Source organism: Nonomuraea fuscirosea, from assembly GCF_035917475.1.
GTDB classification, from domain to species: domain Bacteria; phylum Actinomycetota; class Actinomycetes; order Streptosporangiales; family Streptosporangiaceae; genus Nonomuraea; species Nonomuraea fuscirosea.
On the sequence record NZ_CP109074.1, the window covers coordinates 2,960,421 to 2,983,495 of the forward strand.

Below are 23,075 nucleotides of genomic sequence, written 5' to 3' on the forward strand. Positions count from 1 at the left end.
GGGTGGGGTGTCAGCCGGCGATGTTGGCCGCGCCGCCGACGATGTCTTCGAGTTCGTCCTGGTAGGCGGTGGCGGCTTCGTCGGGGGGTGTGCCGTTGAGGACGGCGGCGGTGGCTTCCTGGAGGGCGGCGGAGACCTGGGGGTAGACGGCCAGGCCCGGGCGGTAGGCGGTCAGGGGGAGCACTTCGCGGGCGACGTAGTCGAGCATGGGGTCGGCGGTGAGGACGTCGGCGTTGACGTCGGTGCGTGCGCTGATGCGTACCTGTCCGGCGAGCTGGGCTTTGGTGGCGGCGGCCGAGTGCATGAAGGCGAGCAGGTCCCAGGCGGTCCCGGGGTGCTTGGAGTGGGGGTTGAGCACGCGTACGGCGCCGCCTGACATGCTGACGAAGTCCTGGCCGCGCAGGCCGCCGCCGGGCCGCTGGGCGGGGATCTTGGCGTAGCCGACGGTCTGGTCGCGGTTCTTCATGGGGGCGACGCCGGCTCGGGGTTCGATGACGGAGCGCCAGAAGTAGTCGCTTTCCGCGAGGATGCCGATCTGGCCCGCGGCGAACTGGGTGAAGGATTTGTCGCGGCCTTTGGCCTCCTGCTGGAGGCGCGGGTCGCCGAGGCCGCTGCGGCCGTAGATGCGCTGGTAGAGGCCGAGGGCGTCTTTGAGGGCGGAGGAGGCGCCGGTCCATTTTCCGTCGGCGTAGATCTCGGATCCGGCGCCGGCGAGCAGGGGGAGCACGCCCTGCATGGTGGTGGCTTCGCCCATGGCGGTGCCGGCGTTGATCTGGAGGGGGGTGCGTACGCCGGCGGCCTTGAGTTTGGTGGCGGCGTCGATGATGTCCTGCCAGCTGGTGGGCTGCCAGGTGGCGGGCAGGCCGGCTTTGTCGAACAGGGTCTTGTTGTAGTAGAGGACGCGGCCGTCGGTGCCTTGGGGCAGGCCGTACTTCTTGCCGTCGAAGACGCCCAGGCCCTGAACGGCTTGGGGGATCTTGGCCCAGCCCTCCCATTGCTCGACGGTGGCGCCGCCGACGTCGGTGAGGGGTTTGATGTAGCCGGCCTGGGCGAATTCGCCGACCCAGATGCCGTCGAGGTCGATGACGTCGGCGCCGGTCCTGGACCTGAAGTCGAGTGCGATCTTGGTCTTGTACTGTTCGTCGTCGACGCCGCTGGGCCGGAAGAGCACCTTGACGCCGGGGTGGGTCTTCTCGAACTCGGGGATGACCCATTGCTTGATCCACTGGGCGGATTCGGCGTTCTTGCCGCCTTCGATGGAGTTGGCCGCGATGGTGATGGTGATGCTGCCGCCGCCGGATTCCGCGCCGGTGCCGCAGGCGGTGAGGGCGAGCAACGTGGCGGCGGCGGTCAGTGCGGGCCGGCGGGGGAGTCGCATCGTCGGCCTCCTGCTTCAGGATGTGCTGACGTACCGACCATCGCACGGGCGGTGGCGGCCGTAAAGGAACGCTCCCAACGCGGATCTTCCGCACTATTCGCGTGTTTCCGGCGATCTCGGGGGGATGGTTCGCCGTGAGCTGATCGTGGGAAGTGCAGACAGCAACCCAACATGAGTAGGGTCGCCCTAGGAACACTGAACGTTTGGAGGGAGTCGCGTGGCATCGCACAGGGATCTGCCCGTCGGCTTGGCGAACGAGCTCTTCCGCAACACCGGGAGTTCCTCGTTCACGGAATTCGTCACCTCATATGCGCCAGACGTGCTGCCGCGGCGGGACGAGGTGCTGGCCACCCCGATCGGCGACCAGGTTCCGCACGCGACCACGATCCTGGCAGCCACCTTCGCCGGTGGCGTGGTCATGGCGGGCGACCGGCGGGCGACGTCGGGCAACATCATTTCGCAGCGTGACGTGGAGAAGGTGTTCCGCGCCGACGACTATTCGTGCATGGGCATCGCGGGCACGGCCAGCACGGGCATCGAGATGGCCCGGCTCTACCGGGTGGAGCTGGAGCACTACGAGAAGCTCGAGGGCCGCACCATGTCGGTGGCGGGCAAGGCCAACCGGCTGGCCACCATGATCAGGGGCAATCTCGGCATGGCGATGCAGGGGCTGGTGGTGGTGCCCCTGTTCGCCGCCTACGATCCCAACCGCGACGAGGGGCGCATCTTCAGCTACGACGTGGCCGGCGGGCCCTATGAGCGGGAGCGGTTCGACGCGATCGGTTCGGGTTCGATCTTCGCCCGCGGGTCGCTGAAGAAGCTCTACCGCGACGGCGCCTCGGCCGACGACATGGTGATGACGCTGATCCAGGCGCTCTACGACGCCGCCGACGACGACTCGGCGACCGGCGGGCCCGACGTGACCAGGAAGATCTGGCCGATCGTGTCCGTGATCGACGCCGACGGTTTCCGCCGCCTGTCCGACGAGGAGGTCTCCGGTTACGTCGAGCAGATGCTCGAGGCCCGGCTGATCTCGCCCGACGGCCCCATCGCCCCGCTGCGCTAACGGAGGATCACCACTGTGTCCATGCCTTTCGGATATGCGTCCCCCGAGCAGATCATGCGGGACAAGGCCGACTACGCGCGCAAGGGCATCGCGCGGGGCCGTTCCGTGGTCGTGCTGCAATACGTGGACGGGATCCTGTTCGTCGCGCCCAACCCGTCCCGGGCGCTGCACAAGATCAGCGAGATCTACGACCGGATCGGGTTCGCGGCGGTCGGCCGGTACAACGAGTTCGAGGAGCTGCGGCTCGGCGGCATCCGTTACGCCGACATCAACGGCTACACCTACGACCGTTCCGACGTGACCGGGCGCGGCCTGGCCAACCTTTACGCCTCCAACCTGGGCCGCATCTTCACCGAGTCGATCAAGTCGCTGGAGGTGGAGGTCGTCGTCGCCGAGGTGGGCGAGACGAAGGACGGCGACGCGATCTACCGGCTGACCTTCGACGGGTCGGTGTTCGACGAGCACGGCTTCGCGGCCATGGGCGGCCAGGCCGAGGCGGTGGCGGGGCGGCTCAAGGACCGTTACCGCGAGTCGATGTCGCTGGCCGACGCGCTGGAGGTGGCGCTGGCGGCGCTGACCGAGCCGGGCGGGGAGCGTCCGCCGGTGGGGCAGCTCGAGGTGGCCGTGCTCGACCGCAACCGGGAGCACCGCAAGTTCCTGCGGCTGACCGGGGCGCGGCTGGAGCGGCTGCTCGCCCAGACGACCAGCACCCCGCCGGCCGCCACGCCGCCGCCCGCGGGGGAGACGCCCGCCCCCGATGACGCCCCCACCGGCCCGCCTCCCACGGGGCCGGAGGGCGACGTCGACGACGGCTCCTCGCCGCCGCTGTAACCGGGTAGAAGTCCACGCAGACGGGGGTTCGCTTCGGCGGGCCCCCGTTTCGCCGTTCGTGGGGCCCGCTCCGCCACACGTTCGTGCGCTGGGGTTGCGGGTGGAGGGCGCCTCGGATGTCGGTGGTCGGGCGGTTTCCGGGTGGGTGATCCCTGAGGCACGGTTTGTGATCTACGTTGTAAAGGCGCCGGGCTGTCGGGGAGGGAAGATCGTGGGGCTTGTCGTCGCTCCGGCCCGGAGGGGATGTGACCTGTTTCACTCTGGCTTGTCTGAACTCGCCGAGGTGATCGAGGATCTCACTGTTCGTGAACACTCCCTTGCGTGGCCTCCTGGCGGCCGGTGCCGCGGCGGCCGTGATGCTCACCTCCGGCGTGGCGGCCGAAGCGGCCACCGCCTACCCGAGGTACCAGGCGCCGAAGACCTTCGGCACCACGTTCCAGGCCGACCCGAAGCACGACTTCACCAAGCGGATCAGCCCCCGCCACAACGGCATTCTGCGCGGCTGGATCACCTACCTGCGGGGTGGCGTGGCCGAGTACGAGCCGATCAAGTGGAAGAAGGGCACCCACACCGAGGGGCGCTTCGTGGGACCGCCCGAGGGTGACGCGATGGCGTACAGGTCCGCCGTCGCCGAGGACGTCGTCTTCCTGTCCGCGTTCGGCTGCAAGGCGGGGATGGCGGACCTGACCGTCAGCCGCAGCACGGGCCTGGGCGCCAAGCGCTGCTCCAGGAGCGTGCTGCTCAAGCGGCACGCCCGTAACGGGCAGCCCGCCCTGATCACCGTCTACCGGGGGAAGATCGTCAAGGTTCAGGAGATCTACACCCCCTGACCTGCGCGTCGGCACCCGCGCCCCGTGGGGGCGGGCGCGGGGACGAAGCGGGTGATAGGGGGCCGTCGGGGAAAACACCCGGGAAGATCTCTCCCGCTCGCCGATCCGTGGGCATAGTGTGAGGTGATGGATCGTCGCATCTTCGGGCTGGAGAACGAGTACGGCGTGACCTGCACGTTCAGGGGCCAGCGCAGGCTGTCCCCCGACGAGGTCGCGCGCTACCTGTTCCGGCGGGTCGTGTCCTGGGGCCGATCGAGCAACGTCTTCCTCCGCAACGGCGCACGTCTCTACCTCGACGTGGGCAGCCATCCTGAATACGCAACACCCGAGTGTGACAACGTCGTCGAGCTCGTCACCCACGACAAGGCGGGCGAGCGGATCCTCGAGGGCCTGCTCGTGGACGCCGAGAAGCGGCTGCGTGAAGAGGGCATCGCGGGTGACATCTATCTGTTCAAGAACAACACCGACTCGGCCGGCAACTCCTACGGCTGTCACGAGAACTATCTGGTCGGCCGGCACGGCGAGTTCGGACGGCTGGCCGACGTGCTGATCCCGTTCCTGGTGACGCGGCAGATCGTGTGCGGGGCGGGCAAGGTGCTGCAGACACCGCGCGGCGCGGTCTACTGCGTCTCGCAGCGGGCCGAGCACATCTGGGAGGGCGTCTCCAGCGCCACCACCCGCTCGCGGCCGATCATCAACACCAGGGACGAGCCGCACGCCGACGCCGAGCGGTTCCGCCGCCTGCACGTCATCGTGGGCGACTCCAACATGAGCGAGACCACCATGCTGCTCAAGGTCGGCGCCACCGACCTGGTGCTGCGCATGATCGAGTCGGGCACCGTGATGCGCGACCTGTCGCTGGAGAACCCGATCAGGGCGATCCGCGAGGTCTCCCACGACATGACGGGCCGGCGCAGGGTGCGCCTGGCCAACGGCCGCGAGGCCTCCAGCCTGGAGATCCAGCAGGAATACCTGTCGAAGGCGAAGGACTTCGTCGACCGCCGTGGTGGCGACGCCATCGCCCACCGGGTGCTGGAGCTGTGGGAGCGCACGCTCAACGCGGTCGACACCGGTAACCTCGACCTGGTCTCGCGCGAGATCGACTGGGTGACGAAATACCAGCTCATCGAGCGCTACCGGAAGAAGTACGACCTGCCGCTGTCGTCGCCCAGGGTGGCCCAGCTCGACCTGGCCTACCACGACGTGCACCGCAAGCGCGGCCTGTTCTACCTGCTGCAGAAGCGCGGCTCGGTGGAGCGGGTGGCCTCCGACCTGAAGATCTTCGAGGCCAAGTCGGTGCCGCCGCAGACGACGAGGGCGCGGCTGCGGGGCGAGTTCATCCGCAAGGCGCAGGAGAAGCGGCGCGACTTCACCGTCGACTGGGTGCACCTCAAGCTGAACGACCAGGCGCAGCGCACGGTGCTGTGCAAGGATCCGTTCCGGAGCGTGGACGAGCGGGTGGACAAGCTGATCGCCGGCATGTAGCCGTTCCCTCCCTGCCGGTGCGGCGGGGAGGGAGGTGGTGGTGCCTGGATGAAAGGTGCACGCGGGTGCGGGCCCGTCGCCGGTGGCGCGGGCCCGCGAGCGCGCAGGCCGGCGCGAGGCCGCCGCCGAACTGGGCCGGGACGCCGCCGGGCTGCCCGGGATGTGGTGGTCCGTTTACCCCGGCCCTACCGGGAAGTCGGGTAGGGTGACGCGAATCTGACGTCTTTCCTAGGGAAACCCATGCGCCGCGCTCTGGCCGTACTGGCCGCTGTGCCTATGATCCTGTTCGCCGCCGCGTGCGGCTCCGACGACGGCGCCACCACCGCCGCCGCGCCCTCGGGAGGGGCGTCCGGGGTCAAGGTCGCCGGGAACGTGGGCGCCAAGCCCAGCGTGACGTTCCCCTCCGGCACGCCCGCGAAGAAATCCTCGTACGAGGTGATCCAGCCCGGTGCGGGCGACGGCGTCAAGGCCGGCGACCGGGTGATCGTCAACCTGACGGTCTACAACTGGGACGGCAAGGGCAACGCGGTCCAGGGTTCCTCCTACGACACCAAGGCGCCGGAGACGATCCAGGTCAACGAGCAGCTGCCGCAGGTGCTGCGCGAGGGCTTCACCAAGGTCAAGCACGGCGGCCGGCTGCTGGCCGTGCTGGCCAACGACTCCGTCGCCCAGCCGCAGGCCACGGCGCCGGCCGAGCCGACCAAGGTGTTCGTGTTCGACGTCGTCGGCACCCAGCCGCCGCCACTGAAGGCCGCCACCGGCAAGGAGACCGGCGACAGCATCAAGGGCGTCAAGGTGAGCAACCCGGGCGGCGACAAGGCGCCCACGCTGACCACGAAGACCGGCGAGAAGCCGCCGAAGGAGCTCGTCGTCAAGACGGTCATCCAGGGGACGGGCCCGAAGGTCGCGGCCACGCAGACGCTGTCGGTGCACTACACGGGCAAGATCTGGGGCACCGACAAGCAGTTCGACTCCAGCTGGGAGCGGGGCCAGCCGGCCGAGTTCCCGCTCGCGCAGGTCATCCAGGGCTGGCAGAAGGGCCTCGCGGGCGTGCCCGTCGGCAGCCGCGTCGTGATGAGCATCCCGCCGGACCTCGGCTACGGCGACCAGGCGCAGCAGGGCATCCCGGCCAAGAGCACGCTGGTGTTCGTGGTGGACGTCCTGGCCGCCTACTGACCGGCCGCGTACGCGCACTCGCCGGGAGTCGCTGACGGGCGTTCTCCCGGCGCGGTAGCATCGCCGGGCCCGGTGGCGCAGCGCCGCCGGGCCATCCGTGCTGGGAGGACCGATGCGCCGCCGTGCCGTGTCGCTGCTGCTGGCGCCGCTGTTGCTGGCCGGCTGTACGGGCGGGGCGGCGGGGCCGCTGGACCTGAAGGTGGGCGGCACGTTCGGCGCCCGGCCGACGATCGTCTTCCCCGGCGGCAAGCCAGCCGCGGGCCTGCGGGTGGACGAGCTGGCCGCCGGCGACGGCGAACGGCTGGCCGCCGGCGACGTGGCCATCGTCCAGTACACCGCGCACGTGTGGAACGGCAGGGACAACCGCCTGGTCGACTCCAGCTTCAACCGCGGCACCCCGGCCGCGTTCCCGGTGGGGCAGCTGCTCCCCGGGCTCGAACGGGCGCTCAGCGGCCGCAGGGTGGGCAGCAGGGTCATCGCCGCGATCCCGCCAGGCGACGGCTTCGGCGCCGACCCGCCGAAGGGCGTCGGCGCCGGTGACGAGCTGTTCTACGTCGTCGACATCCTCGGCGCCCACCACAAGGGCGCCTCGGTCGAGGCCCCCGCCGGGACCCTGGCGGGGGTGCGGGCCGGTGGCGGCCCCCGGCCGGGGCTGGTCGTGCCCGCCACCGCGCCGCCGGGCGGGTTCGCGGCCAAGGTGCTGGCCAGGGGCGGCGGGCCCACGGTGCGGGCGGGGCAACTCGTCGTCACCCAGTACGAGGCCGCCGTCTGGGCCGGGCGCCGCGTCTTCGACGCCACCTGGCCGGCGGGCCGGCCCAGGGCGTTCAAGCTCGGCGACGGCACCACCGTCAAGGCGTGGGACAAGGCCCTGGCCGGCGTGCCCGTGGGCAGCCGCGTCCTGATGATCGTCCCGCCCGCGTACGGTTACGGCCCGGCCGGGCATCCCGCGTACGGGATCAAGGGCTCTGACACGCTCGTCTTCGTCGTGGACGTCATCGCCGCCTACTGAGCCCGGGGGAAGCCGCCACAGCGCCACACGGGGCCGTACGGGCCACCAGAGGGCCGTCGAGGAGGGCGAGGGGCGGGCGGCCTTTCGTAGACTCCCGCTGTGAGTAGCGACGACATCGAGGCGCTGGCCCTCCTGCACGACCCCGTCCGGCGCACCCTGTACGCCGCCGTGACCGCCGCCGGCGGCGACATGGGCCGCGGCGAGGCCGCGCAGGCGGCGGGCGTGTCCAGGACGCTGGCCGGGCACCACCTCGACAAGCTCGTCGAGGCCGGGCTGCTGGAGAGCGGCTTTCGGCAGCAGGAGAAGAAGGGGCCGGGCAGCGGCCGGCCCGCCAAGGTCTACCGCCGGGCCAGGGGCGAGCGGTCGGTGAGCCTGCCGCCGCGCGACTACGCCACCCTCGCCTCCGTCCTGGCCGCCGTGGTGGACCTGCTCGGCGCCGAGGAGCAGGCCGAGGAGGCGGCGCGGGCCGCGGGCGCGGGGCTGGCCGGGCGGCATCGCGGCGAGCGGGCCGAGAGCGTGCTGGAGCGGCGCGGCTACGAGCCGTACGCGGAGGGCGGCGTGGTGCGGCTGCGCAACTGCCCGTTCCACGCCCTGTCGGTGGAGCAGCCGCTGCTGGTGTGCTCCATGAACCTGGCCCTGTGCCAGGGGCTGCTCGAAGGGCTCGGCGACGACCCACGCCGGGCCGAGCTGGATCCGCGGCCGGGGGAGTGCTGCGTCTCTCTAAAACAAATAGACGTTGACATAGAAGCCGGCTGAATGGTGTGCTGAGCCTCATGCATCTCGCCCAGCTCAACATCGCCCATCTGCGCGCGCCCGTCGACAGCCCGGAGCTCGCCGAGTTCGTCGCCCTGCTCGAACCCATCAACGCCCTGGCCGACGAGGCGCCCGGCTTCGTGTGGCGGCTCAAGGAGAGCGAGAGCGACCCCACCGCGACCGTCGCCCACGACTACGGGGACCTGCTGCTGGTCAACTTCTCGGTGTGGGAGTCGCTGGAGTCGGTGTGGAACTACGTCTACCGCAGCCCGCATCTGGGCGTGCTGCGCCGGCGCAGGGAGTGGTTCCTGCGCGCCGTGGAGCCGTACCTGGTGATGTGGTGGGTCCCCGAGGGCACCATCCCCTCCCTGGCGGAGGCGATGGAGCGGCTCGAACGCCTCAAGACCGAGGGGCCCGGCCCCGAGGCGTTCACCTTCAAGGACTCCTACGGCAGCATCGAGGCCGCCAGCCTGCCCGCCGCCGCCGAGGCCAGGAAGTAGGCCAGGTCCTCCTCCAGCCCCCTGCCCATCGTCGACAGCCTGACCGGCGACGCGCGCAGCGCCTCGTGCAGGCCGTCCACCGGCACCGAGACCAGGCGGTGCCGGACGGCCAGCAGTTCGGCCTGGTCCCTGACCCGCTCCCCGAACTCGCCCGCCAGCTCCGGCACCGGAACCTCGGCCGGCGTCAGCGCGACCCGGCCGTAGGCGGTCAGCGAGTGGTGTGAGACGCCGTAGTGACGCTCGCGCAGGTCGCCCTCGCTGACCCGCAGCGCCGCCACCGGCCGCCCCAGCAGCACGCCGGCCGCGTTCACCGCCTCACCCGCCGAGACGCCCGAGAAGCCCCACTTGGTGCCGGTGCCCAGGTTGCCCGGCCCCTGCGTGACGATCGCCACGTCGGCCTCCAGCACGTGCCTGGCCGCCAGCAGGCCGGTGTGGGCGGTGACCGCCTCCACGTCGCCGCCGAACGACTGGCCTGCCGTCACCACGCCCGCCAGCCAGCCGATCTCACGCAGTTTCGCCGCCGCCATCGAGAACCAGACCGGCAGCGCGCCGCCGTCCAGCATCACGTACGCCACCCGCGTGCCCGGCCGCGCCTCGTACAGCCCGCACAGGATCGGGGCCAGCGCCGAGTGCAGATCGGCCACCACCACCGGCATGCCGTCCACCGAGTCCGCCTCGCGCAACCTGGCATGATGCGGCGAATCCTGCTCGTCGGCGCCCAGCACCGTGGCCTGCAGCGGGGTGTACCTGGCCTTCACCAGGTGCCCGGGACCGTCCGGGTCTTGCGGCAAACGGTTCGGGACGGCCACCACCATGGCGTAACCTCCCGTACCGAGACCCATCGCGAGCGCGGTCGTGTTGAGCAGCACCTCGTCACCGGGTTCCGGGCGGCCCACCAGCGGCGGATACGCCAGCGCCCGGCACTCCCCCTCGGGGACGGAGACGTCCAGCTCCACCGCTCCCGGCCACTCGCGTCGGATCCGTAGGACCTCGCCCTTGCGCCATCTGATCACGGGGGCAGGGTAGCGTCGATGAAGGAGGAGTGAGGCAGATGTCGCGCCGGAAGACAGAACGGCTGCTCAATCTCGTGATCTGCCTGCTCGCCACCCGGCGCCCGCTGTCGGCCGAGCAGATCCGCCAGGCCGTCCCCGGCTACGACCGCGACGGCGACGAGGCGTTCCAGCGCATGTTCGAGCGGGACAAGAACGAGTTGCGCGAGATCGGCATCCCGATCGACGTCGTGCGCGACCCGTGGGAGGACGAGCCGGGCTACCGGATCGAGCGGCAGTCGTACGAGCTGCCGGAGATCACCCTCGAACCCGACGAGGCCGCCGTCCTGGGCCTGGCCGCCCAGGTGTGGCAGCGCGCCAGCCTGGCCGAGGCCGCCTCAGGGGCGCTGCTGAAGCTGCGGGCCGGCGGCGTCTCCACCGACCAGCCCGTCGGCACCGGAGCCCTGGAGCTGCGCGTGGACACCCGCGACCCGGCCTTCCCCGCGCTGTGGGACGCCGTGCGCGACCGGCGCGTGGTCCGCTTCGACTACCGCGGCGCCGGCAGCGAGAGCGTGCGCAGCCGCACCGTCGAGCCGTGGGGCGTGGTCAGCAGGCGCGGACGCTGGTACCTGGCCGGCTTCGACCGCGGCCGCGACGCCCCGCGCGCCTTCCGGCTCAGCCGCATCACCGGGCAGGTCGCCACCGTCGGCAGGCCGGGCGTGGTCGAGGTGCCCGAGGGCGTCGACCTCAAGGCCATGGTGGGCTTTCCCGACGAGCCGGCGGAGGAGCGGGTGGCGGTCGTCCGCGTACGCCAGGGGACGTGCGAGGGGCTGCGCCAGCTGTCCAGGGCCGTGCACGCGGGCGACGACGGGTGGGACGAGGCCGAACTGGTCTTCTCCGACCCCGAACGGCTGGCCGGCTGGATGGCCAGCCTCGGCGCCGACGTCGAGGTGGTGCAGCCGCCGGACGCGCGCGAGGCCGTCATCTGCCGCCTGAAGGGGGCCGTGGCGTGACAGCGGTCGCGGGCACCTCTCGAATCGAACGGGGACGCAGGCAGTGGTGAAGGAGAACTCATGAGCGGGTCGGCCGACCGGCTGCCGCGGCTGCTGGCGCTGGTGCCGTACCTGATGTCCCACCCCGGGGCGCAGGTCGGCGAGGTGGCGGCGGTGTTCGGGCTGAGCGAGAAGCAGCTCATCGACGACCTGCAGCTCGTGTGGATGTGCGGGCTGCCCGGTCACACCCCCGGCGACCTCATCGACGTCTCCTGGGACGGCGGCGAGATCCTCATCGACAACGCCGACACCATCGCCAGGCCGCTGCGGCTCGGCATCGACGAGGCCAGCGCGCTGCTGGTCGCCCTGCGCATGCTGGCCGCCTCGCCGGAGCTCGCCGAGGTGCCGGGCGACGCCCTGCCGCGCGTGACCGCCAAGCTGGAGCGGGCCGCCGGCGAGGGCGCGGCCACCGTCAGCAGCCAGGTCGCCGTGGACGTCGACGCCGCCCCCGACGCCCTGCCGCGCGTGCGCGAGGGCCTCACCAAGGGGCGCAGGCTGTCGCTGCGCTACTACGTGCCGGGCCGCGACGAGGTGACGCCGCGCGAGGTGGACCCCATGCGGGTCCTGATCGTCGACGGCCGCGCCTACCTGGAGGGCTGGTGCTACCGGGCCGAGGCGATGCGGCTGTTCCGGCTCGACCGGGTGCTCGACGCCGAGGTGCTCGACGTGCCCGCCGACCCGCCCGCCGGGGCCGAGCCGAGGGACGTCACCGACGGCGTCTTCCGGCCCTCGCCCACCGACGAGCTGGTGGAGCTGGAGCTGAGCGCCGCCGGGCGGTGGGTCGCCGAGTACTACCCGTGCGAGCAGGTCACCGAGCTGGGGGAGGGGCGGCTGCGGGTGGCGCTGCGGGTGCGCGACGAGGACTGGATCCTGCGGCTGGCGCTGCGGCTCGGCGACACCGGCCGGGTCGTCTCGCCGCCGGACATGGCGCGGACCGTGCGCCGCGAGGCCGAGCGCGCCCTGGCCCTGTACGCTCACCGGCCATGACGCAGATCTATCTGGCGGCGGCGCTGGGGGTGGCCGGGCTGGCCGCGGTCGGGTTCGCCGGTGCTCGCGTCGTCGTGGCGGCACGTACTCTGAGAAGCGTAGTCGCCGGGGCGAAGGCGCAGCTGGAGCCTGGGCGGGCCAGATTGACGGGCCGGGGGGATGAGACCATGCCCCAGGCAGCGTACGATCGTGGCTGAAACAGGCACTCGCTAGAAAAGGGACTTTCATGCCGAACCTCGGGGTTCCTGAACTTCTGATCATCCTGCTGGTCCTCGTCCTGCTGTTCGGTGCCAAGAAGCTGCCCGACATGGCGCGAGGCATCGGCCGGTCGCTGCGGATCTTCAAGGCCGAGACCGCCAAGCTGCGCGACGACGACGACACCACGGTCGAGGCCCAGACGCAGGCTCCGGCCCAGCCGGCGCCGCAGCCGCAGCCCGTGCAGCCGCAGCAGATCCAGGCCACGCCGGCTCCCGCGCTCTCCGCCGAGGAGCAGGCCCGCCAGCTGGAGGAGCAGGCCGCCAAGCTGCGCGCCTCCGCCGCCGCCCAGGCCGACAAGCGCGCCTGACCCCACCCCTCCTCGTCACCTGGACTGCTTAGATGGCGCTGCTCAAACGGTCAAGCCGGCCCGCACCTGATCCCGAGGGCCGCATGTCCCTCATGGACCATCTGCGTGAGCTGCGCAACCGGCTGCTCATCGCGATCGCCGCCATCGTCGTCGGCATCATCATCGGATGGATCTTCTTCGATCCGGTGTGGGAGGCGCTCAAGGCGCCCTACTGCGAGACGGCCCAGTCGCGTCAGCTCAACGGGCAGTGCAGCCTCACCTACAGCGGCATCTTCCAGTCCTTCTTCATCACGCTGAAGGTCTCGTTGATGATCGGGCTCGTGGTGGCGTCCCCGGTCTGGCTCTACCAGATCTGGGCGTTCGTGACCCCCGCGCTCTATCGCAGCGAGAAGCGTTACTCGATCGCGTTCCTGGGGCTGGCCGTCCCGCTGTTCGTGCTCGGGGCCGCGCTGGCCTACATCATCATGGACACCAGCCTCGGCATCCTGCTGGGGTTCTCGCTCGACGGCACCGTCGCCACCATCGGCATCGACGACTACCTCGACTACGTCCTGATCATGCTGATGATCTTCGGCGTCTCCTTCGAGCTGCCGTTGCTGCTGGTCTTCCTCAACTTCATCGGCGTGCTGTCGCACGGCACCGTGAAGAAGCACCGCCGCACGGTCATCTTCGTCATGTTCGTCTTCGGCGCCGTGATCACCCCCGGCGGCGATCCGCTGACGATGATGGCGCTGGCCGCACCGATGATCATCCTGTACTTCGTGGCCGAGCTGGTCATGTACGTACGCGAGCGCCGCGCTCCCGCGGCCGAGAACTTCGCGAACCTGTCCGACGACGAGGCGTCCCCGCTGGCCCAGGACGATCCGGAGCCCGCGGACGATCCCACGCCGCTCGACGAGGAGCCGCCCGGCACCGACAGGCGATAGGAGGCGGCAGGGGCGTTCCCGCCCGGGCCGCACGCGATGGGGTCTTCCTGAGCGTCACCGCGGACGATGGGGCATTCCCGTTCCGCGCCGCAGGCGATAGGTTCCGGTCGTGTCCCCTCAACTCGCCCTGCTGGTCAACCCCGCCGCCCGCGGCGGCCGTACGCTGCGCCTGCTCGAACCCGTGGCGCGCCGGCTGCGCGCCGGAGGGGCCGAGCTGTCGGTGATCGTCGGCGACGACGCCGCCGACGCCCTGGAGCGGGCCTGCACCGCCGTGTCCGAGCGCCCCGACGCGCTCGTCGCGTTCGGCGGCGACGGCCTGGTCCACCTGGCCGTCCAGGCCGTGGCCGGCACCGACGTGCCGCTCGGCATCATCCCCGCGGGCACGGGCAACGACATCGCCGCCGCGCTCGGCCTGCACCGCGCCGACCCGATCGCCGCCGCCAGGACCGTGCTGCGGATGCGGACGCGGCAGGTGGACGCCGCGAGCATCCGCGCAGGGACGGCCGACGAGCTGTTCGCCGGGGTGGTGTGCTGCGGGTTCGACTCGCGGGTCAACGAGCGGGCCAACCGGCTGACCTGGCCGCCGGGGATGGCGCGCTACCTGGTGGCGATGGCCGGCGAACTGCGCTCGTTCCGGCCGATCCCGTTCCGCGTCACGTTCGACGGCGACGAGGTGGTCGAGCGGGAGGCCATGCTGGTGGCGGTGGCCAACACGCACTCGTACGGGGCCGGGATGCGCGTCTGCCCCGACGCGGCCCCCGACGACGGGCTGCTCGACGTGGCGATGATCGGGGCGATGCCGAAGCGGGAGTTCCTGCGCGTGTTCCCCGGCGTCTACCGGGGGACGCACGTCGGCCATCCGGCCGTGTCGATCCGGCGGGTGCGCGCCGTGCGGGTGGAGGTGGGCTCGCCGGACGAGGACGTGGTGGCCTACGCCGACGGCGAACGGGTCGGCGCGGTGCCACTGGAGTGTGCGGTGCGACCTGGGGCGTTACGGGTCATCGTGTGAAATCTACTTTGTAAAGGCGCCGGCCGGCGGCCGTTCACGGGCTGTGCGGGAACGGGCGGGACGGACCGGAAAGGCGATTTCGGTAGGCTGACGGGTATGACAACGCCAGCGGAACGCTACGCGGCCTTCCGTCAGAAGCACGGGGACGACGGGGCCGCTCTCAGATCGTTCCGAGGTCTCTACGATTTCGCTCTGGACGACTTCCAGCTGGACGCCTGCCGGGCCCTGGAGGCGGGCGACGGGGTGCTGGTGGCGGCGCCGACGGGGTCGGGCAAGACGGTCGTCGGCGAGTTCGCCGTGCACCTCGCCCTGGAGCAGGGCCGCAAGTGCTTCTACACCACCCCCATCAAGGCGTTGTCCAACCAGAAGTACAACGACCTGGTCAAACGGTACGGCACCGGCAAGGTCGGTCTGCTGACCGGCGACAACAGCGTCAACGGCGAGGCGCCCATCGTGGTCATGACCACGGAGGTGCTGCGCAACATGCTCTACGCCGGCTCGGCGACGCTGGCCGGGCTGGGGTTCGCCGTGATGGACGAGGTCCACTACCTGGCCGACCGTTTCCGCGGCGCGGTGTGGGAAGAGGTCATCATCCACCTGCCCGAGTCGGTCCGGCTGGTGGCGCTGTCGGCGACGGTGAGCAACGCCGAGGAGTTCGGCGAGTGGATGGGCGAGGTGCGCGGCGACACGACGGTGATCGTGGACGAGCACCGGCCGGTGCCGCTGTGGCAGCACATGATGGTCGGCAACCGCGTCTACGACCTGTTCGTCAGCGACGACCTGACGCCGCGGATCAATCCGACGCTGATGCGGGTGACGCGGGACGCCGAGCGGCTGACGTCGGGGCGGGGCCGGCGGGGTTACGGCAGGCCGCAGCGTTCGCGCCCGCCCGACCGGGTGCAGGTGATCGAGAAGCTGGACTCCGAGGGGCTGCTGCCGGCGATCACGTTCATCTTCTCGCGGGCCGGCTGTCAGGCGGCGGTGCAGCAGTGCCTGTACGCGGGCATCCGGCTCACCACCGACCGGGAGCGGCACGAGATCAGGCAGCTGGTCGACGAGCGCACGGCTCACCTGCCGGACGAGGACCTGGCGGTGCTGGGTTATCTGGAGTGGCGCGACTGCCTGGAGCGAGGGCTGGCGGCGCACCACGCGGGCATGCTGCCGGCCTTCAAGGAGGTCGTGGAGGAGCTGTTCACCCGCGGGCTGGTCAAGGCCGTGTTCGCGACGGAGACGCTGGCGCTGGGCATCAACATGCCGGCCCGCAGCGTGGTGATCGAGAAGCTGGACAAGTGGAACGGTGAGACGCACGCCGACCTGACGCCGGGAGAGTACACCCAGCTGACCGGGCGGGCCGGGCGGCGCGGCATCGACGTCGAGGGTCACGCGGTGGTGCTGTGGCAGCCGGGCATGGATCCGCTGTCGGTGGCGGGGCTGGCGGGCACGCGGACGTATCCGCTGCGGTCGAGTTTCCAGCCGTCGTACAACATGGCGGTCAACCTGGTCGGCCAGTTCGGGCGGGAGCGGGCCAGGACGCTGCTGGAGGAGTCGTTCGCGCAGTTCCAGGCCGACCGGGCGGTCGTGGGGCTGGCCAAGCAGCTGCGCAAGCACGAGGAGGCTCTGGAGGGCTACCAGGAGGCCATGACGTGCCATCTGGGTGACTTCCCGGAATACGCGGCGTTGCGCCGCCGGCTGTCGGACCGGGAGGCGGAGCTGTCGCGTCAGCGCGGGGCGGCCCGGCGGGCCGCGGCGGTGAAGTCGCTGGAGGCGTTGCAGCCCGGTGACGTGATCAGGGTGCCGGGCGGGCGCAGGGCGGGGCTGGCGATCGTGCTCGATCCCGGCCGCAATCCGCGCGGGACCGGGCCGAGCCCGCTGGTGCTGACGATCGGCAAGCAGATCAAGAAGCTCGATCCTGCGGACTTCCCGGTGCCGGTCGAGCCGCTGGAGAAGCTGCGCATCCCGAAGAACTTCAACGGCCGTTCGCCGAAGGAGCGCGCCAACCTGGTCTCGACGCTGCTGGCCAAGATGGGTGACCGCGATCTGGGCAAGCCGGTCAGGGCGCGGGATCACGCCGTGGAGGACGACGAGGTCAACGAGCTGCGCCGGCGCATCCGGCAGCATCCGTGCCACGGGTGCGACGAGCGGGAGGACCACGCGCGCTGGGCCGAGCGCTACTACAAGCTGCTGCGCGAGACCGAGGGGCTGCGCCGCCGGGTGGAGGGGCGTTCGCACGTCATCTCCCGTACGTTCGACCGCATCTGCTCGGTGCTGGAGCAGCTCGGTTACCTGGAGGAGGAGGCGGTCACCGACGAGGGCCGCCGGCTGGGGCGCCTCTACACCGAGCTGGACCTGCTGACCGCCGAGTGCCTGCGCAACGGCCTGTGGGAGGAGCTGGACCCGGCGGAGCTGGCGGCGTGCGTGTCGGCGCTGGTGTTCGAGTCGCGGGCGTCCGACGACGCCCGCCGGCCGAAGATCCCGGCGGGGCGGGCGCAGGACGCGCTGTCGGCGATGATCCGGCTGTGGGGGGAGCTGGAGGGCATCGAGTCCGATCACGGGCTGTCCACGATCAGGGAGCCGGATCTGGGGTTCGCGTGGGCGGCGTTCCGCTGGACGAAGGGTCACACGCTGGACGCGGTGCTCATGGAGGGGATCAACGGCAACGAGCTGGCGGCCGGTGACTTCGTGCGCTGGGTGAAGCAGCTGATGGACCTGCTCGGGCAGCTCGGGAACGCGGCGCCGCCCGGTAGCAAGATCAAGCAGACGGCCATCAAGGCGGTGGACGGGATGCGGCGCGGCGTGGTGGCGTACTCGTCGCTGACCTGACCTGCCCGAGCTGACCTGACCCGACCTGCACAAGCTGGCCTGACCCGACGTCGGTGTCGGCGGCGGACGCTCCTGGGAATCGCCTCCCGGGAGCGTCTTTTTGCTTCGGGGTGGTGTTCGGTTGGTTCTTTTACTTGTGGGCCGCTGACTTTACGCGGGTGTCTTCATCGCCTCTCCCGTCTGGTTTTACCAGTCAAGTCTCTTTGAAATCAGCGATTATCTGCTGATTTATCGCAATTCGGGTGCTAGCGTCCGATTTGTCAGTGTTCCGCCAACGGGGGAGGAAACATGGCGAGCACGAAACTCTCACAGGCCGGCTTCCAGCAAGGATGGGGCTGCCGTCGGCGCCGCCGCTGTCATCGCCGGTGGAGCTGCTGTGGTCACCGTAGGTGGTGGGGGTGCTAAGTAACCCCAACGGAGAGAGCCGGCGGCTGAGCCGCCGGCTCTCTTTGAACGCCTCCGGCCGTGAACTCGCGCCGGCGATTTCCCTTCGCCGCACATTCCGCGAGTTCTGGCCGGACACCCGCGGATTGCGCCGGCTCTTCGCGGCGGGGGTGGTGTTCGCCATCCTGGCCGCGCTCTGTGAGGTCGCCGCGATCCGCCTGTTCGGCCACATCACCGACACCGTGCTCACGACCCGGGACCTGGGCGCCTTCTGGGTGCCCGCGTTCACCTGGCTCGGGCTCGCCGCGATCGCCGGGGCGACGTCCTTCGCGGGGGCCTACCTCACCGCGCTCGGCGCGGAACGGTTCCTGCTGGCCCTGCGCGACCGGGTCTACGCCCACCTGCAGACGCTCGCGCCCGACTTCTCCGAGAACCGGCGCCTGGGCGACCTGATGGCGCGGATGACCGACGACGTCGAGGCCATCGAGGAACTCGTCGGGTCCGGGCTCGTCCGCGCGATCACCACGGCCGCCAGCGTCGTCTTCTTCGCGGGGGCGGCGTTCTTCATCCGATGGGACCTCGCGCTGCTCACCATGGCGCTGATCCCGCTGTTCCTGGTGGTCTCGAAGGTGTTCGCGTCCCGGTTCAGGACGGCGGCGGCACGCGAGCGGGCCAGCAACGGGGCGATGAACAGCGTCCTTGAGGAGGGCCTGGCCAACCAGCCGCTCGTGCAGGCCTACAACCGGCAGGACGCCGAGTCGCGGCGGCTGCACCAGGAGGGCCGCGGCTGGCTGCGCGCGAACATGGTGCAGGCCTGGCTGGCCGGACTCTACGGCCCCGCGGTCCAGCTCATCGAGACCGCCTGCCTGATCGTCATCCTCGGGTTCGGCGCGTGGGAGATCGCGGCGGGCCGGCTGACGCTCGGCGGGCTGCTGGCCTTCGCGGCCTACCTGGCCCTGCTCTATCCGGCCGTACAGGGGCTGGGTGAGCTGGCCCTGACCGTGTCAGAGGCGGCGGCGGGATCGGACCGGGTCATCGAGATCCTGCGGTCGCGTCCCGACGTCACCGACGCCCGCGACGCCGAGCCGGTACGGCGCGCGCGGGGCGAAGTCGCCTTCGAAGGGGTCGGCTTCGCCTATCCGGGGCGGGGACGGCCGGTGCTGCGGGACATGTCGTTCACCGCCGAGCCCGGCGAGGTCGTGGTCCTGGCCGGGCCCAGCGGGGCCGGCAAGTCCACGGTGGCCAAGCTGCTGCTGCGCTTCTACGACCCGGACGAGGGCCGCATCCTGCTGGACGGCGTCGACATCCGCAGCCTGACCAGGGAGTCGCTGCGGGAGAACGTGACGATCCTGCACCAGGAGACGATGCTGTTCTCCGGCTCCGTACGCGAGAACATCGCCTACGGCCGTCCCGGCGCCCCGCTCGACGAGGTGATCAGGGCGGCGGAGGCGGCCGGCGTGCACGACTTCGTCAAACTGCTGCCCCAGGGGTACGACACGCCGGTGGGGCAGCGGGGCAGGCTGCTGTCCGGCGGGCAGCGGCAGCGGATCGCGATCGCCAGGGCGATCCTGCGCGACACACCCGTGCTGGTGCTCGACGAGCCGATGACCGGCCTGGACGACGCCACGGCCGCCCAGGTGATGACGCCGCTGCGGCGGCTCATGGCCGGGCGGACGACGCTGATGGTCACGCACGATCCCCGGCACGTGCCGGAGGGGGCGCGCGTGGTGGAGGTGGAGCCGGTGCCGCGCGAGGAGCGCCTCCGGTTCCGGCGCGCCGGCGCCCGCGGGCGCGGACGCCTTCGCCGCCGGTACGAGGCCGCGGAACCACTGTCACCGGCGTGACGCGGGACCTCGGTCACCTGCCGGACGGGGACCTGCTGTCACCGGGGTGACGCGGAGACCCTGTCGCCGGCGTGACGGGAAGCGGGGGCCTTCGCGATCGGGTGTGCTGATCGCGGAGGCTTCCGTCATGTCGGCGTGCGAAAGGTGTATGTCGGAAATCTCCTCGATAGAATCGGAGAGCTCGCTCCGTTTGCCGGAGGGTTGCCGAAGGGGTGGGAGGTCATGGGCGACGACCACAGCTCCGCCAGGCCGCTGCGGGCCGACGCGCGGCGCAACCGCGAGCGGGTGCTGCAGATCGCGCAGGAGGCGCTGGCCGGCGACTGCCTGACCATCTCCTTCGACGAGATCGCCCGTCGGGCCGGGTTCGGCGTCGGAACCGTCTACCGGCACTTCCCGACCAAGGAGGCGCTGTTCGAAGCGGTGCTGCTCGGGCGGATCGAACGGTTCGTGGCCGACGCCCGCGCGCTGGCCACCGCCGAGGACCCGGGCAAGGCGTTCTTCGGCTGGTTCGCGCGGGTGACCGAGCAGGCCGCGGCCAACCAGGCGCTGTGCGACATGCTGGAGAGCGGCTCCGTCCTGCGGCCGGGCTCCACACTGGAGGACGACTTCACCGCCGCGCTCGGCCGCCTGCTGGTACGGGCGCAGCGGGTGGGGGCGGCACGGACCGACCTGACCGCCCACGACGTACGCGACCTGCTCCGCGGCTGCCTGACCGCCGAGCGGCGGGCCCGGGCCAGGGGCGGCGCGCTGCGGATGGCGGACGTGATCTGCGACGGCATGCGCGCCAGAACGAGCTGACTCCTCAGCCGGCGAGGGTGAAGCGGACCTCGCGGGTGGCCGGGTCGGCGCTGGTCAGGCGTACCGTGACGTGCTCCCCCAAGGGGAGGGTGCCGTCGCAGCGGGCGATCACGGCGGGGTCGACGAGCTGCACCTGACCGCCGCCGCGGCGTTCGTCCACGTCGATCACCACCGCCTCGAACGCCTGCCCGACCCGGTCCCGCAGCAGGAACGCCTCCACCAGGTCCACGCACGCCCGCTCCACCGACCCCGAGCGCCGGCCCGAGGCGGACATGAGGTCGGGCAGGAGCGTCAGCGCCGCCCGCACGTCGGACGGCACCGGCTCGCCCGCCGCGACCGCCAGGCACACCTCCGTCGCGTAGCGGTCGACCAGGCGCCGCAGCGGGGCCGTGACGTGCGCGTACGGGGCCGCCACCGCCGCGTGCTCGGCCAGCCGGGGCGGCGCGCCGTCGAAGGCCACGTAGCCGGCCCCGCGCAGCAGCACCCTCGACTCGTGCAGGAACGCCGCCTGCCTGCCGTTCTTCGGATCCAGGTCGTGCACCACGGCCCCGTAGCCGGCCCCCTCGGGCCACGGCACGTCCAGCGCCTGCGCCACCCTGCGTACCTTGGCCAGGTCGCCGGGCTGCGGGCGGGGCAGCACACGCAGGATGCCGATCTCGGCGTCGAGCATCATCGCGGCCGCGGCCATGCCGGTCAGCAGCGAGATCTGGGCGTTCCACGCCTCGGCGGGCAGCGGCAGCCGGAACTCCAGCCGGTAGCCGCCGTCGTCGCGCACCACCTCCTGGTCGGGCGTGGGCAGGGTGACGCCGCCGCGGTCGCGTTCGAGCGCCAGCCTCAGCTCGCCGATCTCGGCCAGCAGCTCCAGTACGCCGTCCGCGGTGCCGGTGTCGTGCACCGCCTGCACGTAGGCGTAGTCGTAGCGCTCGCGGCTGCGGACGAGCGCGCGCTGCACGTCGGCCCCCACCGTCTCGCCGTCGGCGTCGAGGTCGATCCGCCACACCACGGCCGGGCGCAGCGCCCCGGGCAGCAGGCTGGCCGCGTCCTCCGACAGCACCGGCGGGTGCAGCGGCACCTTGCCCGCCGGCAGGTAGACGGTCTCGCCCCGCCCGCGGGCCTCGGCGTCGATCACGCCGCCGGGGCGCACGAACGCGCCGACGTCGGCGATGGCGTACCAGACGCGGTATCCGGCGCGGAGCCGTTCCAGGTGCACGGCCTGGTCGAGGTCCATCGAGCCGGGCGGGTCGATGGTGACGAACGGGACATCGGACATGTCCTTCGCGTCCAGCCTCGGCACCTTGGCCACCCAGGCGGCCTCGTCGAGCACGGCGCGGGGGAAGCCGCCGGGCAGCTTCAGCTCCCGCCCGATCCGCTCGAAACCGTCCTCCAGCTTGAGGGGTATCTCATCGGGAACCTGAATGATCGGCACATGGGACAACTTACCGGCGCGCATGATCGGGAGCGCCAGATCTCACGGAAAGTCACGACGACGAGAGGGTGGCGGCGGGCGGGGCGCGGTCGTGGATCGCTGCTCAGGTGAGGTGCTGGTCGAGGCCGGTGATGCGGAGGAGGCGGCGCATGGCGGGCGGCGCGCTGGTGATGTGCATCGGGGTGTGCTGGCTCAGTGCCTGGTTCTGGACGGCGACCAGGATGCCGAGGCCGGCCGCGTCGATGAAGGACAGGCGGCTCAGCTCGATCACCAGCCGCACCTCGGGGCAGGAGCAGCGGCCGGCCTCCTGGAGCAGGTGCAGCAGGTGGCTGCGGAGCTGTTCGGTGGTGGCGATGTCGAGCTCTCCGGACACGCTCACCAGCAGCGTTCCGTCGCGGCGGCTGGTGGTCAGGTGCAGTGGATCCATTCCGGCTCCGCGCTCTCTCAGGGCCGGGATCATGTGTCGGTGGCGCGGACCCGCCCTTGCCTTTCGGCACCCGATGTCGTAGATGGATCACATAGAGCGACTACACACTTCCGGAATGGAGTGTACATGTCTGTCCGTGCACGCCGGGTGGCCGAGCCGCGTTCCGGAGGATAAGAAAGCCTCCTCGGGTGAACAATTCCGCTTACCAGTTGGAAAAACCACACCTTCAGCGCGGTTTCAGGCCGAGGAGGAGGAGATCGCACAGAGCGTTCAGTTCGTCCTCGACCTCGGGACGGCTCCAGGAGGCGGCGTGCGCGGGGTCGTGGAAGGCGTTCGCGGCGAGGAAGACGGTGCGGGCCGAGGCGGCGGGGTCGGCGGTGGCCAGCTCGCCGCGCGCGGCGCCGGTGGCGATGATCTCCTCCAGCTGGTCGACGAGGCCGGTGATGTGCTCCTGGATGACCTCGCTGGCCTCGTTCACCAGCACCATGTACGTGGCGAACAGCTCGGGGTCGTCGAGCGCCTTGGCCCGCTTGGAGGCGGACAGCGTCGTCAGCCAGTCGCGCAGCCGGGTCTCGGCCGGGGCGGACGAGGCCATGACCTTGGCAAGACCGGCGTGGGCCTCCTCCAGCCAGCGGTGCGTCACGGCTTCGCGCAGGGCCGTCTTGCTGGGGAAATGGCGGTAGACGCTGCCGTGGCTGACGCCCAGTGCCCGCGCCACGTCCACGACCGTGGCCTTGGCCGGGCCGTAGCGGCGCAGGACATCCTGGGCCGCCGTGAGGATCTGCTCGGAGGTCAGGATGCCATCTGTCATATGGCCAAT

22 protein-coding genes are annotated in these 23,075 nt (G+C 71.1%); 17 read left to right on the top strand and 5 right to left on the bottom strand.

The features are described from left to right. Positions 1-10: 10 nt before the first annotated feature. Positions 11-1,378, bottom strand: a complete 1,368-nt coding sequence (locus tag OIE67_RS13305) for an extracellular solute-binding protein (protein ID WP_326639995.1) — start codon at positions 1,376-1,378, stop codon at positions 11-13. A gap of 217 nt (positions 1,379-1,595) precedes the next feature. Here OIE67_RS13305 and prcB point away from each other — a divergent pair, with 217 nt between their 5' ends. The 8 genes from prcB to OIE67_RS13345 all read left to right on the top strand — a co-directional run bounded on the left by prcB (position 1,596) and on the right by OIE67_RS13345 (position 9,028). Beyond that, entirely contained in the window at positions 1,596-2,444 is an 849-nt protein-coding gene (prcB, locus tag OIE67_RS13310; RefSeq protein WP_326639997.1) for a proteasome subunit beta, read from the top strand. 21 nt (positions 2,445-2,465) lie between these two features. Then, positions 2,466-3,275: a proteasome subunit alpha gene (prcA, locus tag OIE67_RS13315; protein ID WP_106250085.1), complete on the top strand. Its 810-nt coding sequence runs from the start codon at positions 2,466-2,468 to the stop codon at positions 3,273-3,275. A 305-nt stretch (positions 3,276-3,580) separates the two neighbouring features. Continuing rightward, on the top strand, positions 3,581-4,105 hold the full coding sequence (locus tag OIE67_RS13320) for a hypothetical protein (RefSeq protein WP_326640000.1): 525 nt from the start codon (positions 3,581-3,583) through the stop codon (positions 4,103-4,105). A 126-nt stretch (positions 4,106-4,231) separates the two neighbouring features. After that, positions 4,232-5,590: a Pup--protein ligase gene (pafA, locus tag OIE67_RS13325; RefSeq protein WP_106250081.1), complete on the top strand. Its 1,359-nt coding sequence runs from the start codon at positions 4,232-4,234 to the stop codon at positions 5,588-5,590. A 240-nt stretch (positions 5,591-5,830) separates the two neighbouring features. Further along, positions 5,831-6,766, top strand: coding sequence for an FKBP-type peptidyl-prolyl cis-trans isomerase (locus tag OIE67_RS13330; RefSeq protein WP_219912338.1), 936 nt, complete (start codon positions 5,831-5,833; stop codon positions 6,764-6,766). A gap of 112 nt (positions 6,767-6,878) precedes the next feature. After that, positions 6,879-7,775, top strand: coding sequence for an FKBP-type peptidyl-prolyl cis-trans isomerase (locus OIE67_RS13335; protein ID WP_106250079.1), 897 nt, complete (start codon positions 6,879-6,881; stop codon positions 7,773-7,775). A gap of 99 nt (positions 7,776-7,874) precedes the next feature. Beyond that, positions 7,875-8,531, top strand: a complete 657-nt coding sequence (locus OIE67_RS13340; RefSeq protein ID WP_326640005.1) for a helix-turn-helix transcriptional regulator — start codon at positions 7,875-7,877, stop codon at positions 8,529-8,531. A gap of 17 nt (positions 8,532-8,548) precedes the next feature. Beyond that, positions 8,549-9,028: a DUF3291 domain-containing protein gene (locus OIE67_RS13345; protein ID WP_326640007.1), complete on the top strand. Its 480-nt coding sequence runs from the start codon at positions 8,549-8,551 to the stop codon at positions 9,026-9,028. Here OIE67_RS13345 and OIE67_RS13350 read toward each other — a convergent pair. Then, positions 8,974-10,041, bottom strand: a complete 1,068-nt coding sequence (locus OIE67_RS13350; protein WP_326640009.1) for a DUF3866 family protein — start codon at positions 10,039-10,041, stop codon at positions 8,974-8,976. The genes OIE67_RS13345 and OIE67_RS13350 overlap by 55 nt on opposite strands. 38 nt (positions 10,042-10,079) lie before the next feature. Here OIE67_RS13350 and OIE67_RS13355 point away from each other — a divergent pair, with 38 nt between their 5' ends. The 9 genes from OIE67_RS13355 (at position 10,080) to OIE67_RS13395 (ending at position 20,402) form a co-directional block, all read left to right on the top strand. Then, positions 10,080-11,030 carry a helix-turn-helix transcriptional regulator gene (locus OIE67_RS13355; RefSeq protein ID WP_326640011.1) on the top strand — a complete coding sequence of 317 codons (951 nt, stop codon included), beginning with the start codon at positions 10,080-10,082 and terminating at the stop codon, positions 11,028-11,030. Positions 11,031-11,090: 60 nt separating this feature from the next. Next, positions 11,091-12,056 carry a helix-turn-helix transcriptional regulator gene (locus OIE67_RS13360; RefSeq protein WP_106250073.1) on the top strand — a complete coding sequence of 322 codons (966 nt, stop codon included), beginning with the start codon at positions 11,091-11,093 and terminating at the stop codon, positions 12,054-12,056. Next, positions 12,053-12,253 (top strand): hypothetical protein, encoded by a 201-nt coding sequence (locus OIE67_RS13365; protein WP_326640015.1) that lies wholly within the window; start codon positions 12,053-12,055, stop codon positions 12,251-12,253. The genes OIE67_RS13360 and OIE67_RS13365 overlap by 4 nt, the downstream gene beginning before the upstream one ends. Before the next feature lie 29 nt (positions 12,254-12,282). Beyond that, positions 12,283-12,621: a Sec-independent protein translocase subunit TatA gene (gene tatA, locus OIE67_RS13370; protein WP_326640017.1), complete on the top strand. Its 339-nt coding sequence runs from the start codon at positions 12,283-12,285 to the stop codon at positions 12,619-12,621. Positions 12,622-12,713: 92 nt separating this feature from the next. Further along, positions 12,714-13,547 carry a twin-arginine translocase subunit TatC gene (gene tatC, locus OIE67_RS13375; RefSeq protein ID WP_326640019.1) on the top strand — a complete coding sequence of 278 codons (834 nt, stop codon included), beginning with the start codon at positions 12,714-12,716 and terminating at the stop codon, positions 13,545-13,547. Positions 13,548-13,656: 109 nt separating this feature from the next. Then, a complete protein-coding gene (locus OIE67_RS13380) occupies positions 13,657-14,556 on the top strand; it encodes a diacylglycerol/lipid kinase family protein (protein ID WP_326640021.1) in 900 nt (299 codons plus the stop codon). Between the two features lie 96 nt (positions 14,557-14,652). Then, complete coding sequence (locus tag OIE67_RS13385) at positions 14,653-17,376, top strand: DEAD/DEAH box helicase (protein WP_326640023.1); 2,724 nt, start codon at positions 14,653-14,655, stop codon at positions 17,374-17,376. Between the two features lie 530 nt (positions 17,377-17,906). After that, entirely contained in the window at positions 17,907-19,604 is a 1,698-nt protein-coding gene (locus tag OIE67_RS13390) for an ABC transporter ATP-binding protein (protein ID WP_326640026.1), read from the top strand. Positions 19,605-19,826: 222 nt separating this feature from the next. Continuing rightward, positions 19,827-20,402 (top strand): TetR/AcrR family transcriptional regulator, encoded by a 576-nt coding sequence (locus OIE67_RS13395; RefSeq protein ID WP_326640027.1) that lies wholly within the window; start codon positions 19,827-19,829, stop codon positions 20,400-20,402. Between the two features lie 4 nt (positions 20,403-20,406). On the opposite strand, the gene OIE67_RS13400 is transcribed toward OIE67_RS13395, so the two are convergent. The 3 genes from OIE67_RS13400 to OIE67_RS13410 all read right to left on the bottom strand — a co-directional run bounded on the left by OIE67_RS13400 (position 20,407) and on the right by OIE67_RS13410 (position 23,066). After that, positions 20,407-21,828 (bottom strand): RNB domain-containing ribonuclease, encoded by a 1,422-nt coding sequence (locus tag OIE67_RS13400; RefSeq protein ID WP_326640030.1) that lies wholly within the window; start codon positions 21,826-21,828, stop codon positions 20,407-20,409. Positions 21,829-21,931: 103 nt separating this feature from the next. Beyond that, positions 21,932-22,255: an STAS domain-containing protein gene (locus OIE67_RS13405; RefSeq protein ID WP_181308464.1), complete on the bottom strand. Its 324-nt coding sequence runs from the start codon at positions 22,253-22,255 to the stop codon at positions 21,932-21,934. A gap of 226 nt (positions 22,256-22,481) precedes the next feature. After that, positions 22,482-23,066 (bottom strand): TetR family transcriptional regulator, encoded by a 585-nt coding sequence (locus tag OIE67_RS13410; protein WP_326640033.1) that lies wholly within the window; start codon positions 23,064-23,066, stop codon positions 22,482-22,484. Positions 23,067-23,075 lie beyond the last annotated feature (9 nt).

What these genes read in the sequence shown, in the direction of transcription:
- OIE67_RS13335 (WP_106250079.1), top strand. Translation starts at nt 6,879, where the DNA reads ATGCGCCGCCGTGCCGTGTCGCTGCTGCTGGCGCCGCTGTTGCTGGCC.
- OIE67_RS13405 (WP_181308464.1), bottom strand. Translation starts at nt 22,255, where the DNA reads ATGGATCCACTGCACCTGACCACCAGCCGCCGCGACGGAACGCTGCTG.
- OIE67_RS13360 (WP_106250073.1), top strand. Translation starts at nt 11,091, where the DNA reads ATGAGCGGGTCGGCCGACCGGCTGCCGCGGCTGCTGGCGCTGGTGCCG.
- OIE67_RS13355 (WP_326640011.1), top strand. Translation starts at nt 10,080, where the DNA reads ATGTCGCGCCGGAAGACAGAACGGCTGCTCAATCTCGTGATCTGCCTG.
- OIE67_RS13305 (WP_326639995.1), bottom strand. Translation starts at nt 1,378, where the DNA reads ATGCGACTCCCCCGCCGGCCCGCACTGACCGCCGCCGCCACGTTGCTC.
- OIE67_RS13365 (WP_326640015.1), top strand. Translation starts at nt 12,053, where the DNA reads ATGACGCAGATCTATCTGGCGGCGGCGCTGGGGGTGGCCGGGCTGGCC.
- tatC (WP_326640019.1), top strand. Translation starts at nt 12,714, where the DNA reads ATGGACCATCTGCGTGAGCTGCGCAACCGGCTGCTCATCGCGATCGCC.
- pafA (WP_106250081.1), top strand. Translation starts at nt 4,232, where the DNA reads ATGGATCGTCGCATCTTCGGGCTGGAGAACGAGTACGGCGTGACCTGC.
- OIE67_RS13385 (WP_326640023.1), top strand. Translation starts at nt 14,653, where the DNA reads ATGACAACGCCAGCGGAACGCTACGCGGCCTTCCGTCAGAAGCACGGG.
- OIE67_RS13345 (WP_326640007.1), top strand. Translation starts at nt 8,549, where the DNA reads ATGCATCTCGCCCAGCTCAACATCGCCCATCTGCGCGCGCCCGTCGAC.
- tatA (WP_326640017.1), top strand. Translation starts at nt 12,283, where the DNA reads ATGCCGAACCTCGGGGTTCCTGAACTTCTGATCATCCTGCTGGTCCTC.
- OIE67_RS13395 (WP_326640027.1), top strand. Translation starts at nt 19,827, where the DNA reads ATGGGCGACGACCACAGCTCCGCCAGGCCGCTGCGGGCCGACGCGCGG.
- prcA (WP_106250085.1), top strand. Translation starts at nt 2,466, where the DNA reads ATGCCTTTCGGATATGCGTCCCCCGAGCAGATCATGCGGGACAAGGCC.
- OIE67_RS13410 (WP_326640033.1), bottom strand. Translation starts at nt 23,066, where the DNA reads ATGACAGATGGCATCCTGACCTCCGAGCAGATCCTCACGGCGGCCCAG.
- OIE67_RS13330 (WP_219912338.1), top strand. Translation starts at nt 5,831, where the DNA reads ATGCGCCGCGCTCTGGCCGTACTGGCCGCTGTGCCTATGATCCTGTTC.